Origin of the sequence: Acidovorax sp. MR-S7 (assembly GCF_000400995.2) — a bacterium.
In the GTDB taxonomy this organism is placed as follows: Bacteria; Pseudomonadota; Gammaproteobacteria; order Burkholderiales; family Burkholderiaceae_C; genus MR-S7.
Window position 1 is genome coordinate 17,894 of record NZ_DF238962.1, and the last position, 15,572, is coordinate 33,465.

Sequence of the window (15,572 nt, forward strand, 5' to 3'; positions counted from 1 at the left end):
TGAATGCAAATCCGTATGAGATCCCTGCGCGGGGTCAGCGCGAGCGCAGGGTGCCGCGCTCGTCGGCGATGACCACCTCCACGCGGCGGTTCAGCGCGCGGCCCTCGGGCGTGGCGTTGCTGGCCACCGGATACGACTTGCCGTAGCCGCGCGTGGTGATGCGGCTGGCATCCACGCCGCGCATGGTCAGCGCCTGCTGCACGGCCTGGGCGCGCCGTTCGGAGAGCGTGAGGTTGGTCGCGTCCGAGCCCACCGAGTCGGTGTGGCCTTCGATCAGCAGGCGGCGGTCGGGGTACTGCTTGAGGAAGTCCGCGAGCGTATCCAGCCGCGGCCCGGCGGTGGGCAGCAGTTGCGCCTTGCCGAACTCGAACAGCACGTCGCCCAGTGTCACCAGCAGGCCGCGCTCGGTCTGCTGCGCCTGCATTTCCTTCAGCCGTGCCTCCAGCGCGGCGGCACGTGCGTTGGCCTGTGCGGCCTGGGCATTGGCCTGCGCGGCCTGCGCCTGGGCGCTGCCCACCTGGGCCTGCGCGGCGGCGGCTTGGCCGCGTGCGGCTTCGGCCTCGCGCGTGCGTGCGTTCAGGCGCAGGCGGTCGGCTTCGGCGTTGGCGTCCTTCATCTGGTCCTCGGCGGTACGGGCCTGGGTCAGGGCCGTGGCGGTAGCGGCGCTCTGGCGTGCGAGGTAGGCCTGGTGGCGGGCCTCGGGGCCGTCGGCATCCTTTTGCCAGGCACTGTCGGCGCGGGCCAGCGCGTCGGTGGCGTTCTTCAGCTCCAGCGGGGCGCGGCGCGCCACCTCGGGGTTGGACGCGGCGGTGTTGACCATCGTGCGCGCCTGGTCGAGCTCGGGAGGGGGCTCGCGCGTGGCACAGGCGGACAGTGCCAGGACGGCGGCCATGGCGATGGCGCCGCTGGCAAGGCGCGGCGCGCGGGAATGCGGGAAGGTGATGCGTTCAGTCATGTCGGAACTCCGTGTAGGGCTTGGGCGAAGAAGGGGCGGTTACCGCGGGGAGCGGCGCTGCAGCTCATCGCTCAGGGCGCGCACGGAGTCCTGCACCTCGCGCACCGCGCGCTCGCTGCGCGTGGCCTGCGCCTTGGCCTCGGCCAGGCGTGCGTCGGCCTGGGCCTGCTCGGCCAGGCGGCGGGCTTCGTCGTAGTCCTTGTTGTCCATGGCGCGCTGGGCATTGGCGAGCTTGTCGCGCGCCGCCTGCAGCTCGACCGGTGCGGCCGCCGCCGTATCGGGCGTGGTGGTGACGCGGTCCACCGTGCTCTTGGCCACGGCCATCTGCTCGCGCGGAGCGGGGGTGCTGGAACAAGCGCCGAGCGCCAGGGTTGCGGCCAGTGCGGCCCACAGGGGCGCGCGTTTGGCGGAAAGGGCGAGAGGCATGGTTTTTCTCCTTGATCGCGTTGTGTGCCGGGCCATTGTTGGCGTGCACTGCAGGGCGCGTGCGTCGGCCTGGGGGTGCACATCGGCGTCGGTTTGGTCCGACTTTCGCGTAGGAGAAAAAAGAAAGAGGTGACGAGCCTTACCCCCGGCACTGGCTCCACAGTTAGGGCTGCTTGGTTCCCCACCTGACCCGGTTGGCCGCTTCACCATGCGGGGAGGCCCGTCAACCGGAGATTCTACCCCCTGAATGGCTTCGCCATTTCCCCCTTCTCTCACGCTTCGCGTGGGATAGGGGGCCGCCGCCAGCGCGGCGGCTCTCGCCTGGCGCGTGGGGATAACAAGCGGGGCACATAGAATCACGGCCCATGTCCTATCTCGTGCTTGCCCGCAAATACCGTCCCAAGACCTTCTCGGAGATGGTGGGCCAGGAGCACGTGGTGCAGGCGCTGACCAACGCGCTCACGCAGCAGCGGTTGCACCATGCCTACCTGTTCACCGGCACGCGCGGCGTGGGCAAGACCACGGTATCGCGCATCCTGGCCAAGTCGCTCAACTGCCAGGGGGCGGATGGGCAGGGCGGCATCACTGCCACGCCGTGCGGCGTGTGTCCCGCGTGCACCGACATCGACAGCGGCCGCTTTCCCGACTACACCGAGCTGGACGCGGCCTCCAACCGCGGCGTGGACGAGGTGCAGGGCCTGCTGGAGCAGGCCGTCTACAAGCCGGTGCAGGGGCGCTTCAAGGTCTTCATGATCGACGAAGTGCATATGCTCACGAACACGGCGTTCAACGCCATGCTCAAGACGCTGGAGGAACCGCCCGAGTACCTCAAGTTCGTGCTCGCCACGACCGACCCGCAGAAGGTGCCGGTCACGGTGCTCTCGCGCTGCCTGCAGTTCAACCTGCGCCCGATGGCGCCCGAGACGGTGCTGGAGCATCTCACGCGCGTGCTGGCGCAGGAGAGCGTGCCTGCCGAGCCGCAGGCGCTGCGCCTGCTGGCGCGCGCGGCGCGCGGATCGATGCGCGATGCGCTGTCGCTCACCGACCAGGCCATCGCCTTCGGCAGCGGCCAACTGCAGGAGGCGGGCGTGCGCCAGATGCTGGGCAGCGTGGACCGGGGCCATGTGTTCCGGCTGATCGACGCGCTGGCGCGCGGCGACGGGAAGACCGTGGTGGAGACCGCCGATGCGCTGCGCCTGCATGGCCTGTCCGCTGCCTCCACGCTGGAGGAGATGAGCGCCGTGCTGCAGCGCATGGCCGTGCTGCAGGCCGTGCCGCAGATGGCCGTGGACGCCAGCGACCCCGAGGCCGCCGAAATCGCCCGCCTGGCGGCCGCCATGCCTGCCGACGAGACGCAGCTGCTCTACAGCATCTGCCTGCATGGCCGCACCGAGCTGGGCCTGGCACCCGACGAATATGCCGCGCTGACCATGGCGCTGCTGCGGCTGCTGGCCTTCAAGCCCGCTGCTTCGGCTGAAAAAAAAACTCTGACGCCGCCTGAGCCGGCTGCGCCGCCGCGGGTGGCACCTCAGCCGGCCGCACCTCAGCCGGCCGCGGCGCCTGTGCCTGCCGCACCGCCGCAGGCCCTGTCGCCCGAGGACGTGAACCAGGCCGTCAGCGAAGCGCTGCACGACGCCGCTCCCGACACCGCCCGCAGGGCGGAACCCGTGCGCCTGCCTGTGCGGGCACCCGAGGATTTGAGGCGAAATCAGCCTCCAGCGCCTGCCAGCCAAGCGCAAGCAGCTCCTGAAACCGTAGCGATCCCGGTGCGCTCCGCGCCCGAGCCCGGCGTACGGCTGCAGCCGCAGGGGGTGCCTGCGGGCGTGCCTGCATCGGCCCGGCTCGTGCCGACCGAGGAGGGCGACGTCTGGCATGCCACGGTGCAGCAGCTCATCGCCCAGGAGGCCATCACCGCGCTGGTGCGCGAGCTGGCGCTGCAGTCGCAGCTCGTCGCGCGCGACGCAGACCACTGGCTGCTGCGCGTGGAGCGCGAATCGCTCAACCAGCCCACGGCGCGCGAGCGCCTGCGCGCCGCGCTGGAGGCGGCGGGCCACGCGCGCCAGATCGCCGTGGAGGTGGGCAAGGTGATCGACAGCCCCGCACTGCGCAATGCCCACGCTGCGGCCGAGCGCCAGCGGGCGGCCGAGGAGATCGTGCATGGCGATCCCTACGTGCAGCGGCTCATGCGCGACTTCGGGGCGAAAATCGTCCCAGGCAGCATCAAGCCCGCATAGAACAAGCCCCCCTCTCCCGGGGAAACGGATCAACCAGAGAAAGCAAAGGAAACACCATGTTCAACAAGGGACAGCTCGCCGGCCTCATGAAGCAGGCCCAGGCCATGCAGGACAACCTCAAGAAGGCGCAGGACGAGCTGGGCAGCATCGAGGTCGAGGGCGAATCCGGCGCCGGCCTCGTCAAGGTGCTGATGACCTGCAAGCACGACGTCAAGCGCGTCACCATCGACCCGAGCCTGCTGGCCGACGACAAGGACATGCTCGAAGACCTGGTGGCCGCCGCCTTCAACGCTGCGGTGCGCAAGGCCGAGGAAACCTCGCAGGAGAAGATGGGCAAGATCACGGCCGGCATGCCGGGCCTGCCCGGCGGGATGAAGTTCCCCTTCTGACCTGTGCAGGGCGCATGTCCGACACCAGCTCCCTCGACGCGCTGATCCAGGCGCTGCGGCGCCTGCCGGGCGTGGGCGTGAAGTCGGCGCAGCGCATGGCCTTCCACCTGCTGCAGCACGACCGCGAGGGCGCGCAGGTGCTCTCGCGCACGCTCGCGCAGGCGGCTTCGAGCGTGCGCCACTGCGAGCGCTGCCACACCTTCACCGAGGGTGCGGTGTGCGAGGTCTGCCTCGACCCCGGGCGCGACGCGACGCGCCTGGCGGTGGTGGAGACGCCGGCCGACCAGTCCGCGATGGAGCGCACGGGCGCGTTCAAGGGCCTGTACTTCGTGCTCATGGGACGGCTGTCACCGCTCGACGGCGTGGGGCCGCGCGACATCGGCGTGCACAAGCTGCTGGAGCGCGCCAGCGACGGCGTGGTGCAGGAGGTGATCCTGGCCACCAGCTTCACCGCCGAGGGCGAGGCCACGGCCCATGCCATCGGCGAGGCGCTCAAGCGCCGGGGCGTGCATGTCACGCGCCTGGCGCGCGGCGTGCCCGTGGGCAGCGAGCTGGAGTACGTGGACCTGGGCACCATCGCCCATGCGCTCGCGGATCGGCGCTGATGATGCTCTTCAATCGATAGCTGCTGGCGCTTGTCTGCCAAGCGATACAGGCCAAAAACACTACCAATCACCATGAACACGACGATGCACGTGGCACGGTTCACCGTGGCCTATTGGTGCGTACTCATCGCCGCGCTGCTGCCCATGGCCTGCGCACTGCTGGCCAAGCGCGGGAGCTTCCGCGGCAAGGACAACCACGACCCGCGCGCCTGGCTGGCCCGCCAGACGGGCTGGCGCGCCCGCGCCAACGCGGCGCAGGCCAACAGCTTCGAGGCGCTGCCGTTCTTCATCGGCGCCGTGGTCATCGCGCACCAGCTCGGTGCGCCCCAGATGATGCTGGACATGCTGGCCTTCGTGTTCGTGATGCTGCGCATCTCCTACATCACCATGTACGTGGGCGACATGCCCACCGTGCGCAGCGCCGTCTGGGCCGCCGGGCTGCTGGTCAATATCGCCATCCTGCTGCTGGGCTGGCGCTGACGCGGCGGGCGGAAGGTACGTAGTTCCCCGACAGGGTTCCCCCCATACCGCAAGCGCGCGGGGTCGGGCACGATTGCTGCACTGCAACATGCAGTGTTGTTTCCATAGTCATCAGGCCATGCCTCCCTTGTCCATCAGCCGCCGCCGGTTCGGCCAGTGGTGCGCACTGTCCGCCATGCCCGCCTGGACGCGCGCGCAGTCGCGTGCGGGCGAGCGGGTGCGCATCGCCGTGGGCGGGCAGAGCGTGCTGTACTACCTGCCGCTCACCGTGGCGCAGGAGCTGGGCTTCTTCCGCGACGAGGGGCTGGATGTGCAGGTCCAGGACCACCCGGGCGGCGCGCTGGCGCTGAGGGCCGTGCACGAGAGCGAGGCCGACGTGTGCTGCGGCGCCTACGACCACGTCATCCGCCAGCAGCCGCAGGGCGTCGTGCTGCGCAGCCTGGTGCTGCTGGGGCGCACGCCGCAACTGGCGCTGGCGGCCTCGGTGCGCAACTGGCCGGTACGCAGCGTGGCGGGCTTCAAGGGCCTGCGCGTGGGCGTGACGGCGCCGGGCTCGTCCACGCAGTTCCTGGCGAGCCTGTGGCTCAACCAGTCGGGCGTGCCGCTGGACCAGGTCACCTTCGTGGGCACGGGCACCGCGGCCTCGGCGCTGGCGGCCCTGCGCCAGGGGCGGGTGCATGCGCTGTGCCACGCCGACCCGGTGCTCACCATGCTGGAGCAGCGCGGCGAGGTGCGGCTGCTGGCCGACACGCGCACGCTGAAAGGCTCGGCGGAAATCTTCGGCGGCTCCATGCCCGGGGCCTGCCTCTATGCGCCGCAGGCCTTCGTGCAGCGCCAGCCGGCCCAGGTGCAGGCGCTGGCCAATGCGCTGGTGCATGCCCTCAAGTGGCTGCAGACGGCCAGCCCCGCGGACCTGGTGCGCGTGGTGCCCCAGCCGTTCCTGCTGGGCGACCGCAGCGCCTACCTGGCGGCCTTCCACAAGGTGCGCGAAACCCTGTCACCCGACGGCCTGATGCCCGACGATGGCCCCGCCACGGCCCTGCGCGCGGTGGCCCGGCTGCAGCCGGAGTTCTCGCCCACGCGGGTGGACCTGCACAAGACGTTCAGCAACGACTGGGTGCGCAAGGCCAAGCTCAAGTTCCAGATCTGAAAGGGGTGTGCGGCGGCGCTAAAGTGGGCGGTTTCACGTTCACAGGAACCGCACATGTCGCTCAACCTCAGCATCGGACCACTCGTCTCCCTGATCGCCGGGATCCTCATCCTGGTCATGCCCAAGCTGCTCAACCTGATCGTGGCGCTGTACCTGATCGCGATCGGCATCCTGGGCCTGGTGGGGGCGCACAACCTGCGCCTGTAACCAGGTTCCAGTCAGCGCTTGCGCTTGGAGGGCGTGCCGCCCTTGGGCGCGGTGGCGGCCTTGCCGCCACGGGCCTTGGTGGCCACGGCCACCGGCTGGCGCGGGCTGGTGCGCGCGTAGGAGGTCTTGCTCAGGCGCACGGGCAGGTACATCACCACGGCCTCGCCGGCCTTGAAGGCGCTGGAGGTCTTCACGTCGTTCCAGTCGGCCACGTCGGCGGCGCTGACCTTGTAGCGCCGGGCGATGCTGGCCACCGTGTCGCGCTTGCCGGCGCGCACGGTGGTGCGGCGCGTGACGATCTCGGGCGTGAAGGCGATCTGGCCGTTGTCAGCGAGGTGGCCGGACACATCCTGCCGCGTGGTGGTGGCGCGCGGCACCATGAGGGCCGAGCCGGCCTTGATCATCATGCGCGGCGGGATGCCGTTGAGCTGCCGCAGGTCGGCCTCGCTCATGCCGGTGCGCTTGGCGGCGGCGGACACGCTCATGGTCGAGGGCACGGTCCACACCGTCCAGCTCGCGTACTGGCCTTCGCTGTAGGCCTCCAGGTTGCGGCGGAACACCTGCGCATTGTCCCAGGGCAGCAGGATGCGGGGCATGCCGGCGGCCAGGATCACGGGGCGGTGCAGCGAGGGGTTGAGCGCGCGGAAATCCTCCTCGCGGATGCCGGCCAGGCTGGCGACCAGCGACACGTCGATGTCGCGCGTGATCTCCACGCTCTGGAAGTAGGGGTGGTTCTCGATCAGCGGCAGTTCGGTGCGGAAACGCTCCGGGTCGGCCACGATGTTCTTCACGGCCTGCAGCTTGGGCACGTACATGCGCGTCTCGGCGGGCATGGTGAGCTCGGTGTAGCCGGTGCCCAGGCCCTGCTTCTCGTTGCGGGCGATGGCGCGCGCCACGCTGCCTTCGCCCCAGTTGTAGGCGGCCAGGGCCAGGTGCCAGTCGCCGAACATGCCGTAGAGCTTCTGCAGGTAGTCCAGCGCCGCGCGGGTGGAGGCCAGCACGTCGCGCCGGTCGTCGCGGAAGGCGTTCTGCTTGAGGTCGAAATAGGTGCCCGTGGCGGGCATGAACTGCCACATGCCCGCTGCCTTGGCGCTGGAGACGGCCTGGGGGTTGAACGCGCTCTCGATGTAGGGCAGCAGGGCCAGCTCGGTCGGCATGCCGCGGCGCTCCAGCTCCTCGACGATGTGGAACAGGTACTTGCTGGAGCGCTCGGTCATGCGCTGCATGTAGTCGGGCCGCGTGGCATACCACTGCTCGCGGTCGCGCACCAGGTCCGTGTCCAGGTCCGGCATGGAAAAGCCCCGGCGGATGCGGTCCCACAGGTCGGCGGGGGCACTGATGCCGGCCACCGCATAGGCCCCGGCGGCGCCCGGCGTGATGGGCTGCAGCGGCCCGGAGGGGTAGAGCGGCGTGTGGGCGGCGGTGCCGGCCTCCACGGGAGCGCTGCCGCTGGTGGTGTCGGAAGGGGTGCCGGTGGTGGCGCAGCCGGCCAGCCACAGCAGGCTGGCGAGCCACAGCAGGTTCAGAAATCTCATCGAAACTCGTTCTTCCATTGGCGCAGCGCGGCCAGCACGGCCACGGCGTCATGCGGGTCCACGCCTGCGTCGAACGCCCGGGCCGCCTGGGCGACCGAAGCTTCGCGCGTGCGCAAAAAAGGGTTGATGCTGCGCTCCGTGGCCATGCGCGCGGGCAGCGTGGGCTGGCCCGCGCCGCGCAAGGCTTCGCAGGCGGCTGTGTACTGGAGCAGCGCGGCGTTCGCAGGTTCCACGGCGCGCGCGAATTTCAGGTTGGAAAGCGTGTATTCGTGGGCACAGCATACGCGCGTATCGCCGGGCAGGGCGGCCAGCGCATCCAGCGACGCGAGCATCTGCGCCGGTGTGCCCTCGAACAGCCGCCCGCAGCCGCCGGAGAACAGCGTGTCGCCGCAGAACAGCACGGGCGCGCCATCGACATCGGCGCAGTAGTAGGCGATATGCCCCGCCGTGTGGCCGGGCACGTCGAGCACCGTGAAGCGCAGGCCCAGCACATCCACCGCGTCGCCCTGCGCCAGGCGCGTGAGGGGCTCGGGCATGGCCTCGCGCGCGGGCCCGTAGACCGCCGCGCCGGTGGCCTGCCGCAGCGCCTGCACGCCGCCCACGTGGTCGCCATGGTGGTGCGTGACTAGAATCGCCTGCAGCGGCAGTCCCAAGCGGGAGAGCGCCTGCAGTACGGGCGCGGCATCGCCCGGATCCACCACGACCGCGCCTTGCGTGTCGTGCAACATCCAGATGTAGTTGTCGGTGAAGGCAGGCAGCGGCAGCAAGGTCATGAGCGGCGAAATTATAGGTTTGCACCATTGGTTCGACTCCCCTCCCGGCCGCTATCTGCTGGCCTGGGAGCAGGAGCGCCATGATGAACTGGTGGCCGACATCTTCGGCTACCACGCGCTGCAGCTCGGCATGCCCGGCCTGCAGGGGCTGCGCGCCAACCGCATGCCGCACCGCTGGCTGGCCCTGGACTCCGCCCAATCGCTGCTGCCGGGAAGCGAAGCCCCCGCGCTGCTCGCCGATGCCGTGGCGCTGCCGTTCGCCGAGGCCAGCCTGGACCTGGTGGTCATGCCCCATACGCTGGAGCTCAGTGCGGACCCGCACGCGGCGCTGCGCGAGGTGCACCGCGTGCTGGTGCCCGAGGGGCGCGTGGTGGTCAGCGGCCTGAACCCCTGGAGCCTGTGGGGTCTGCGCCAGCGCCGCGCCCGGCTGTATCAGCGCCTGGGCGCGGGCGGGCGGCTGTACCTGCCCGAGGTGGGCGAGTTCATCGCGCCGGGGCGGCTGCGCGACTGGCTGCGGCTGCTGGGGTTCGAATTGGAGACGATGAGCTTCGGCTGCTACCGCCCTGCCGTCGCCAGCGAACGCTGGCTGCAGCGCTATGGCTGGATGGACGCGCCAGGCGCGCGCTGGTGGCCGATACTCGGGGCCGGCTATGTGGTCGTGGCCGTCAAGCGCGTGCAGGGCATGCGGCTGCTGGAGCCTTCGTGGCGCAAGGCGCCGCAGGCGGCCGGCGCGCAGGTGCAGGTCGCGCGGCGCGTTCCGCCCGAACCGCAGTGAAAAATTCGCAGGAGTGTTTTTTGAATCAGGTGGTGATCTATACCGACGGAGCCTGCAAGGGCAATCCAGGTCCCGGTGGCTGGGGGGTGGTGCTGCGGTCCGGCGCGCTGGAAAAAGAACTGTTCGGCGGTGAATTGGGAACGACCAACAACCGCATGGAGCTGATGGCCGTGATCCAGGCCCTCGCCGCGCTCAAGCGTCCCTGCGCGGTGCAGCTCTACCTGGACAGCCAGTACGTGCGTCAGGGTATCACCCAGTGGATCCACGGCTGGAAGAAGAAGGGCTGGCGCACGGCCGGCGGCCAGCCGGTGAAGAACGTGGAGCTGTGGCAGCGCCTGGACGAGCTGGCGCACGGCGCGGGCCACGCCATCGACTGGCACTGGGTGCGTGGCCACGCAGGCGATCCGGGCAACGAGCGCGCGGACGCACTGGCCAACAAGGGCGTGGAGCAGGCGCTGGGGCGCTGATCGTCTTGGAAGCCGGCGCTGGGCGGACGCCAGCGCCTTGCTGCGGTCAATCCGTGTTGCCGGGCTCCACGATCAGCCCAGCCTGCAACGGCCGGATGCGCTCGTCTTCGTAGTAGCCGCCATATTCCGTGTACCGCAGGAAGGCGCCCGCGCAGCGGGGGCAGCGCCACAGCGTGCAGCGGGTGTACGGGTGCCAGCCCAGGGCGATAGGCGCATCGGGTGACCAGAGGCTGGTGCCGTGCGGGTGATATTCGTCGAGCTGTTCCCAGTCGGCTGCGCTGCCCAGAGCGCCGATGCATTGCAGGTGCGAAGTCTGCATCGCGCCGGAAATGGATTCCCAGCCGGGTTGCAGCAGCGCAGCGCAGTCTGCGCAGTGCGGCTGCGCGGCGGCCTCGGCCGCATGCGTGCGCAGTTCGGCTGCGGTGAGGGGTGCGGAGCCGGTCACGGGGCGGTGCTCTGCAGCGCGTCCTCGATCTCGCGCGCGGTCTGCGGGCGCACGAGGCGCGCCGTTTCCTGGCCATCGCGCAGGAACACCAGCGTGGGCCATAGCTTCACGCCGAAGCTGCGGCCCAGGCGCTGGCCGGAGCCGTCTTCCACCTTGACGTGCTGCACGTCGGCGCGGTCCCGCAGCGCCTGGGCGATGAGCGGCTGCGCGCGCTGGCAGTAGCCGCACCAGGGGGTGCCGAACTCGACGACGGTGGCGCCCGGCAGCCGGTCCACGGCGTCGCGTGCGGGGGGCTGGGCGAGGTGTTGGCTGGCGTAGGGCATGGCGGTTCGCAGGAAGGATCGATGCGTTTCAGGGTAGCCGGGCGGCGGGGATGGCCGTGTCAGAGGGCGCCGTCAAACATCATCACGTCCACCGTGTCGCCCGCGGCCACGGGCCCCTGGCCGTGGTGCAGCACGACGAGGCCGTTGGCCTGCACCATGGAGCTGAGCACGCCCGAGCCCTGGTTGCCGGTGGTGCGTACCTGCAGCGTGCCGTCGGCCGCCGCCGTGACCACGCCGCGCTGGTATTCGGTGCGGCCGGGGCGCTTGCGCAGGGGCTCGGCGGCCACGGCGCGCAGCAGTGGCGGGGCGGGGCGCGTACAGCCCATCATGCGCAGCAGGGCGGGGCGCACGAAGGCGAGGAAGGTGACCATCACGGCCACCGGGTTGCCGGGCAGGCCGAACAGGATGCTTCCGTTTTCATAGCTTCCAGCGCTTGCTGTGTAAGCGCTGGAAGGCGATTTGGCTTGTATCCTGCCTGCGGCCATGGGGCGGCCCGGGCGCATGGCGACGCGCCAGAAGGCCACGTCGCCGAGTTCCTGCAGGACGGCGTGCATGTGGTCGGCATCGCCCGCGCCTGCTCCGCCGCTGGTGATGATGGCGTCGGCCTCGCGGGCGGCGCGCGCAAGCGCGGCCCGCAGCAGCGCGGGGTCGTCCCGCACCACGCCCAGGTCGATCGCCTGCACGCCCAGGCGTGCGAGCAGGCCGAATAGGGTGTAGCGGTTGCTGTCGTACACGGCGCCCTCGCGCGGCGGCTCGCCCGGGCTCAGGATTTCGTTGCCGGTGGAGAAAAAGGCCACGCGCAGGCGGCGGTAGACGGTGACGCTCTGCAGGCCCAGGCTGGCCGCCAGGCCCAGCGCGGCGGGCGTGAGCAACTCGCCCTGCGGCAGTGCGACACGGCCCTGCAGCAGGTCTTCGCCCTTCAGGCGGCGGTTGTCGCCGCGGCGCAGCAGGCCGGGGGCGATGCGGATGCGGCCGTCGGGCCCGGCGGTGGTTAGCTCCTGCGGCACGACGGTGTCGAGCCCGGCGGGCATGACGGCGCCGGTCATGATCCGCATGCACTCGCCCGGGGCCACAGCGGCAGCGCCCGCCGCGCCTGCGAAGGCGGTGGCGCCCACGGGGCGCAGCACCAGGGGCTGGCCGTCCTGGAGCTGCGCGCCATCGAAGGCGTAGCCGTCCATGGCGGAGTTGTCGTGCGGCGGCACGGACACGGGCGAGACCACGTCCTGCGCCAGCACGCGGCCCAGGGCGTCGAAGAGGGCCACCTCTTCGGCCTGGGCGACGGGCTGCGCCAACTGGCGCAGGAAGGCGGTCACGTCGTCGGCGCGCAGGGCCTGCGGGTCGTAGCCCGGCAGGCTGGCGGCGATCTGGGCGATGGTGGTCATGGGTGCTCCAAGGCGTGCAGTTCTGCCAGGGTGTTGGCGTTGTCGAAGGCACGCGGGTCGTCGCCCGGCTGGTCGAAGGCGGCAAGGGTGCCGCCATGCCGCGCGGCCCACTGGCGCACCTTGCGGCCGCCCCCGGCGACGAACTGCCGCAGGTCGGGCAGCAGCGCCGCGCGCAGCAGGCAGAACACGGGCTGCGGGAGCCCGCCGGCGTCGGCCGCCAGCACGGCGCCGGCGCCGGTGCGCGCGGCGGCCTGGGCCAGGCGCGCGGCCAGGTCGGGGGGGAACAGCGGCGTGTCGCAGGGCACGGTGAGCAGCCAGGGCGTGCCGCAGCGCTCCAGCCCGGCGACGAAGCCTGCCAGCGGGCCGGGGTGGCCGGCCAGCGTGTCGGGCCAGACGGGGGTGCCGAAGGCGGCGTATTCGGCCAGGTGGCGGTTGGCGTTCAGCGCCACGGCGCCCACCTGGGGTTGCAGCCGGCGCAGCGCATGCAGCGCCAGCAGGGTGCCGCGAAAGGGCTGCAGGCCCTTGTCCACGCCGCCCATGCGGGTGCCTCGGCCTCCGGCGAGCACCAGGCCCGTGATGTCATGGGCGGGAATGGTCATCCGCCGATGTAGCTCATCTCGACGCGCCGCTGGCCCGCGCCGGCCTCGGCCGGCAGGCTGGCACGCAGCTCGGAATAGCGGTCGCTGCGGCCCTGCCAGATGTCGGCGATGGCGGCGGAGATCTGCGCGTCGCTCACTTCGCCGCGCAGCAGGCGGCGCAGGTCCCAGCCCTGGGTGGCGAACAGGCACAGGTACAGCCGCCCCTCCATGGACAGGCGCGCGCGGTTGCAGTCGCCGCAGAAGGCCTGGGTGACGCTGCTGATGACGCCCACCTCGCCCAGGCGTGGATCGTGCCGGCCGTCGGGCCCGGCATAGCCCCAGCGCTGCGCGGTCTCGCCCACGGCCGTGGCGGCCAGCGGCACCAGGGGCAGCTCGGCCTGCAGGCGCGCGATGACGTCGGCCGAGGGCAGCACCTCGTCCATGCGCCAGCCGTTGGTGGCGCCCACGTCCATGTATTCGATGAAGCGCAGCGTGATGCCCGTGCCGCGGAAGTGCCGCGCCATGCGTACGACCTCGTGGTCGTTGGTGCCGCGCTTGACCACCATGTTGACCTTGATGCGCTCCAGCCCCGCGGCCTGCGCGGCCTCGATGCCGGCCAGCACGTCGGCCACGGGAAAGTCCATGTCGTTCATGCGGCGGAAGATGGCGTCGTCCAGGCTGTCCAGGCTGACGGTGACGCGCCGCAGCCCCGCATCCTTGAGCGCGCGGGCCTTGCGCGCCAGCAACGAGCCGTTGGTGGTCAGCGTCAGGTCGGGCCGGCGGCCCTCCACGGTGCGCAGCCCGGCGAGCTGGGCGACGAGCCGCTCCAGGTCCTTGCGCAGCAGGGGCTCGCCGCCGGTCAGGCGGATCTTGCGCACGCCGTGCGCCATGAACAGGCGTGCCAGCCGCGTGATCTCCTCGAAGCGCAGCAGGTCGTCGTGCGGGAGGTAGCGGTAGTTGCGGTCGAACACTTCCTTGGGCATGCAGTAGCTGCAGCGGAAGTTGCACCGGTCGGTCACGCTGATGCGCAGATCGCGCAGGGGCCGCCCGCGCAGGTCCGCCAGCTCGCCGCTCGGCGCGGCGGGCACGCCGCTGCGCACGGTGGGCGCCAGCACCGTGCTGCGCTGGTCCACCACGGGAATCACACGTTCAGCCATGGGCCAAATTGTGCCCCAAGGGGGCGTGAGGGGTGGCCCGGGCAGGGCGGAATTTGATGTCGGTCAATCGGCCGGGGCCGGGGCCGCCGTTTGACCGGCATCAGAAGCGCCGCGCGGCTGCGCTTCCAGAATGGCGGGCATGCCCAGCCACCGCTCCACTCCCTCCGCCTCCCTCGCACCGTCTTGCCGGCGCAGCCGCCGCGTCGCCATGCGCACGCTGGCCGCGGCCTTCATCGTGCCGGCGCTGCCGCTGTCCGCCCAGGTGCGCATGGCATTGGCGACGGCCATCAACCGCACGGCGCGCTTTCGGGCCCTGTCGCAGCGCGCGGCCAAGGCCTATGGCCAGCTGCACCTGGGCGTGGTGCCCGAGCGTGCGCGCGACGTGCTGGGCCATACGCGCAAGCAGGTGCTGGCCGGCTTCGAGGAGATGGATGGCCAGGCCTGGCCGCCCGAGGTGGCGCGCCAGCTGCAGGACGTGCGCCGCAGCGCCGACCGGCTGGACGCGCTGCTGGGCCAGGCGCCCAGCAAGGAGGGCTTCGCCGCCGTGTCCGCCCAGTCCGACCAGATGATGGCGGCGGCCCACGCCGCCACCGAGGCGCTGGAGAAGCTGGCCCAGGCCCCCACGGCCCGGCTGGTGAACACGGCGGGCCGCCAGCGCATGCTGTCGCAGCGCCTGGCCAAGAACTACGAGCTGATGGCCGCGGGCCTGGACGGCCGCGCCGTGCGCGAGCAGATGGCGGGCGATGCCGAGGAGTTCCAGCGCGCGCTGGCCCAGCTGGCCAAGGCCCCGATCTCCACGCCCGCGATCCGCCAGGCGCTGGAGCAGGGGCAGGCCCAGTGGGTGTTCTTCGATGCGGCGCTCAAGCGCCAGCCCGATGCGCGCGGCCTGGACAACGTGGCCACCACCAGCGAGCGCCTGCTGGAACTGATGGACAGCCTCACCGCCCTCTACGAGGTCGCGCTGCGGGATGTGCTGGGTTGATTGCTATTCGAAAAATAGCTGCTCGCGCTTGATGGGCGGGCGCTGGAGGCTGTTTTGGTTGATATTCTTCGCATCCGCTCACGCCGCCTTCGGGGGCGATGCCGGGCGCGGCACGTGGCCGTAGAACTGGGGGTAGTGCTCCCGCACGCCGCTGCCGTTGAAGTCCCAGCCCGTGCACTGGCCCAGGTGGCGCGGCGGCGCGTCGCCTTCGCTCTTGAAGGCGCCCTGCACGGTCTGGAAGGTGGCGGTGGCCAGGTTGAACAGCAGCTCGCGCAGGTGGGTGCAGCTGGCCACGCCGCCCAGGCGGGACTGGATGGCCTGGCGCCAGCCGCGCGCCATGCTGCAGCCCACCATGGACTGCAGCGCGCGCTGGGCCTCGGGGCAGTCGCCCAGGGGGTGGGCGTCCATGGCGGACTCGATGGCGCGCACCACGAGGTCGCCGTCCACCGTCACGCGCAGCCACATGTGGTGCACGGGCTCGCCGGCGCGGCGGATGCGCTCGGGGTTGCGCAGCGCGGGGCGGTCCTGGGCCTTGCTGTCGTGCAGCTCGCCTTCGATGTCCCACAGGCCGTCCTCGCGCGCGAACCCCTGGTAGGTGACGCGACGGACGTGTTGGGCGGTGCGGGGGGCGGGGGGCGACAGAGGCATGGACAACGCGAAAACCGGGAGAGGGGAGAGCAGAGGCCGGCGGGGCAGGGGCGGCGGGAGG

The 15,572-nt window shown here is 71.2% G+C and carries 19 protein-coding genes and 1 other RNA gene; 9 read left to right on the forward strand and 11 right to left on the reverse strand.

The genetic code is table 11. From position 1 onward, the window contains the following. Positions 1 to 34: 34 nt before the first annotated feature. The 3 genes from AVS7_RS18225 to ffs form a co-directional block, all read right to left on the reverse strand. A complete protein-coding gene (locus AVS7_RS18225; protein ID WP_020229492.1) occupies positions 35 to 955 on the reverse strand; it encodes an OmpA family protein in 921 nt (306 codons plus the stop codon). 39 nt (positions 956 to 994) lie between these two features. Next, positions 995 to 1,381: a DUF4398 domain-containing protein gene (locus tag AVS7_RS18230; RefSeq protein WP_020229493.1), complete on the reverse strand. Its 387-nt coding sequence runs from the start codon at positions 1,379 to 1,381 to the stop codon at positions 995 to 997. A gap of 128 nt (positions 1,382 to 1,509) precedes the next feature. Continuing rightward, positions 1,510 to 1,606: signal recognition particle sRNA small type (gene ffs / locus AVS7_RS24005), an RNA gene on the reverse strand. Between the two features lie 140 nt (positions 1,607 to 1,746). Here ffs and dnaX point away from each other — a divergent pair. The 6 genes from dnaX to AVS7_RS24010 all read left to right on the forward strand — a co-directional run bounded on the left by dnaX (position 1,747) and on the right by AVS7_RS24010 (position 6,446). Further along, complete coding sequence (gene dnaX, locus AVS7_RS18235; RefSeq protein ID WP_020229494.1) at positions 1,747 to 3,615, forward strand: DNA polymerase III subunit gamma/tau; 1,869 nt, start codon at positions 1,747 to 1,749, stop codon at positions 3,613 to 3,615. Between the two features lie 56 nt (positions 3,616 to 3,671). Next, on the forward strand, positions 3,672 to 4,004 hold the full coding sequence (locus AVS7_RS18240) for a YbaB/EbfC family nucleoid-associated protein (protein ID WP_020229495.1): 333 nt from the start codon (positions 3,672 to 3,674) through the stop codon (positions 4,002 to 4,004). 14 nt (positions 4,005 to 4,018) lie between these two features. Beyond that, positions 4,019 to 4,609: a recombination mediator RecR gene (gene recR / locus AVS7_RS18245; protein WP_020229496.1), complete on the forward strand. Its 591-nt coding sequence runs from the start codon at positions 4,019 to 4,021 to the stop codon at positions 4,607 to 4,609. 72 nt (positions 4,610 to 4,681) lie between these two features. Continuing rightward, the gene (locus AVS7_RS18250; protein ID WP_034691160.1) at positions 4,682 to 5,089 is read left to right on the forward strand and encodes an MAPEG family protein; all 408 of its coding nucleotides are present in this window, start codon (positions 4,682 to 4,684) and stop codon (positions 5,087 to 5,089) included. 118 nt (positions 5,090 to 5,207) lie between these two features. Next, positions 5,208 to 6,239: an ABC transporter substrate-binding protein gene (locus tag AVS7_RS18255; RefSeq protein ID WP_020229498.1), complete on the forward strand. Its 1,032-nt coding sequence runs from the start codon at positions 5,208 to 5,210 to the stop codon at positions 6,237 to 6,239. 54 nt (positions 6,240 to 6,293) lie between these two features. Beyond that, positions 6,294 to 6,446 (forward strand): DUF3096 domain-containing protein, encoded by a 153-nt coding sequence (locus AVS7_RS24010; protein ID WP_020229499.1) that lies wholly within the window; start codon positions 6,294 to 6,296, stop codon positions 6,444 to 6,446. Between the two features lie 11 nt (positions 6,447 to 6,457). On the opposite strand, the gene AVS7_RS18260 is transcribed toward AVS7_RS24010, so the two are convergent. Further along, a complete protein-coding gene (locus AVS7_RS18260) occupies positions 6,458 to 7,981 on the reverse strand; it encodes a transglycosylase SLT domain-containing protein (protein WP_020229500.1) in 1,524 nt (507 codons plus the stop codon). Continuing rightward, positions 7,978 to 8,754 carry a hydroxyacylglutathione hydrolase gene (gene gloB, locus AVS7_RS18265; RefSeq protein ID WP_020229501.1) on the reverse strand — a complete coding sequence of 259 codons (777 nt, stop codon included), beginning with the start codon at positions 8,752 to 8,754 and terminating at the stop codon, positions 7,978 to 7,980. Before gloB ends, AVS7_RS18260 begins: the two co-directional genes overlap by 4 nt. On the opposite strand from gloB, the gene AVS7_RS18270 reads away from it, so the two are divergent. Together AVS7_RS18270 and rnhA are read left to right on the forward strand one after the other, a co-directional pair. Then, positions 8,753 to 9,529: a class I SAM-dependent methyltransferase gene (locus AVS7_RS18270; RefSeq protein WP_034691161.1), complete on the forward strand. Its 777-nt coding sequence runs from the start codon at positions 8,753 to 8,755 to the stop codon at positions 9,527 to 9,529. The two genes, gloB and AVS7_RS18270, sit on opposite strands and share 2 nt — an antisense overlap. Before the next feature lie 20 nt (positions 9,530 to 9,549). After that, a complete protein-coding gene (gene rnhA, locus AVS7_RS18275) occupies positions 9,550 to 9,996 on the forward strand; it encodes a ribonuclease HI (protein ID WP_020229503.1) in 447 nt (148 codons plus the stop codon). A gap of 46 nt (positions 9,997 to 10,042) precedes the next feature. On the opposite strand, the gene AVS7_RS18280 is transcribed toward rnhA, so the two are convergent. Genes AVS7_RS18280 through moaA form a run of 5 tightly spaced genes read right to left on the reverse strand, consistent with a single transcriptional unit; the run spans position 10,043 to position 13,881 of the window. Next, positions 10,043 to 10,441 (reverse strand): hypothetical protein, encoded by a 399-nt coding sequence (locus tag AVS7_RS18280; protein ID WP_020229504.1) that lies wholly within the window; start codon positions 10,439 to 10,441, stop codon positions 10,043 to 10,045. Next, on the reverse strand, positions 10,438 to 10,764 hold the full coding sequence (locus AVS7_RS18285) for a thioredoxin family protein (protein WP_020229505.1): 327 nt from the start codon (positions 10,762 to 10,764) through the stop codon (positions 10,438 to 10,440). Before AVS7_RS18285 ends, AVS7_RS18280 begins: the two co-directional genes overlap by 4 nt. A gap of 59 nt (positions 10,765 to 10,823) precedes the next feature. Continuing rightward, complete coding sequence (gene glp / locus AVS7_RS18290) at positions 10,824 to 12,146, reverse strand: gephyrin-like molybdotransferase Glp (protein ID WP_020229506.1); 1,323 nt, start codon at positions 12,144 to 12,146, stop codon at positions 10,824 to 10,826. Continuing rightward, positions 12,143 to 12,745 carry a molybdenum cofactor guanylyltransferase MobA gene (mobA, locus tag AVS7_RS18295; protein WP_020229507.1) on the reverse strand — a complete coding sequence of 201 codons (603 nt, stop codon included), beginning with the start codon at positions 12,743 to 12,745 and terminating at the stop codon, positions 12,143 to 12,145. Before mobA ends, glp begins: the two co-directional genes overlap by 4 nt. Next, on the reverse strand, positions 12,742 to 13,881 hold the full coding sequence (gene moaA, locus AVS7_RS18300) for a GTP 3',8-cyclase MoaA (RefSeq protein ID WP_024001814.1): 1,140 nt from the start codon (positions 13,879 to 13,881) through the stop codon (positions 12,742 to 12,744). Before moaA ends, mobA begins: the two co-directional genes overlap by 4 nt. A 139-nt stretch (positions 13,882 to 14,020) precedes the next feature. On the opposite strand from moaA, the gene AVS7_RS18305 reads away from it, so the two are divergent. Continuing rightward, complete coding sequence (locus AVS7_RS18305; RefSeq protein WP_034691164.1) at positions 14,021 to 14,863, forward strand: type IV pili methyl-accepting chemotaxis transducer N-terminal domain-containing protein; 843 nt, start codon at positions 14,021 to 14,023, stop codon at positions 14,861 to 14,863. A gap of 78 nt (positions 14,864 to 14,941) precedes the next feature. Here the strand turns inward: AVS7_RS18305 and AVS7_RS18310 are convergent, their stop codons facing one another. Continuing rightward, on the reverse strand, positions 14,942 to 15,511 hold the full coding sequence (locus tag AVS7_RS18310) for a DUF2889 domain-containing protein (protein ID WP_020229510.1): 570 nt from the start codon (positions 15,509 to 15,511) through the stop codon (positions 14,942 to 14,944). Positions 15,512 to 15,572 lie beyond the last annotated feature (61 nt).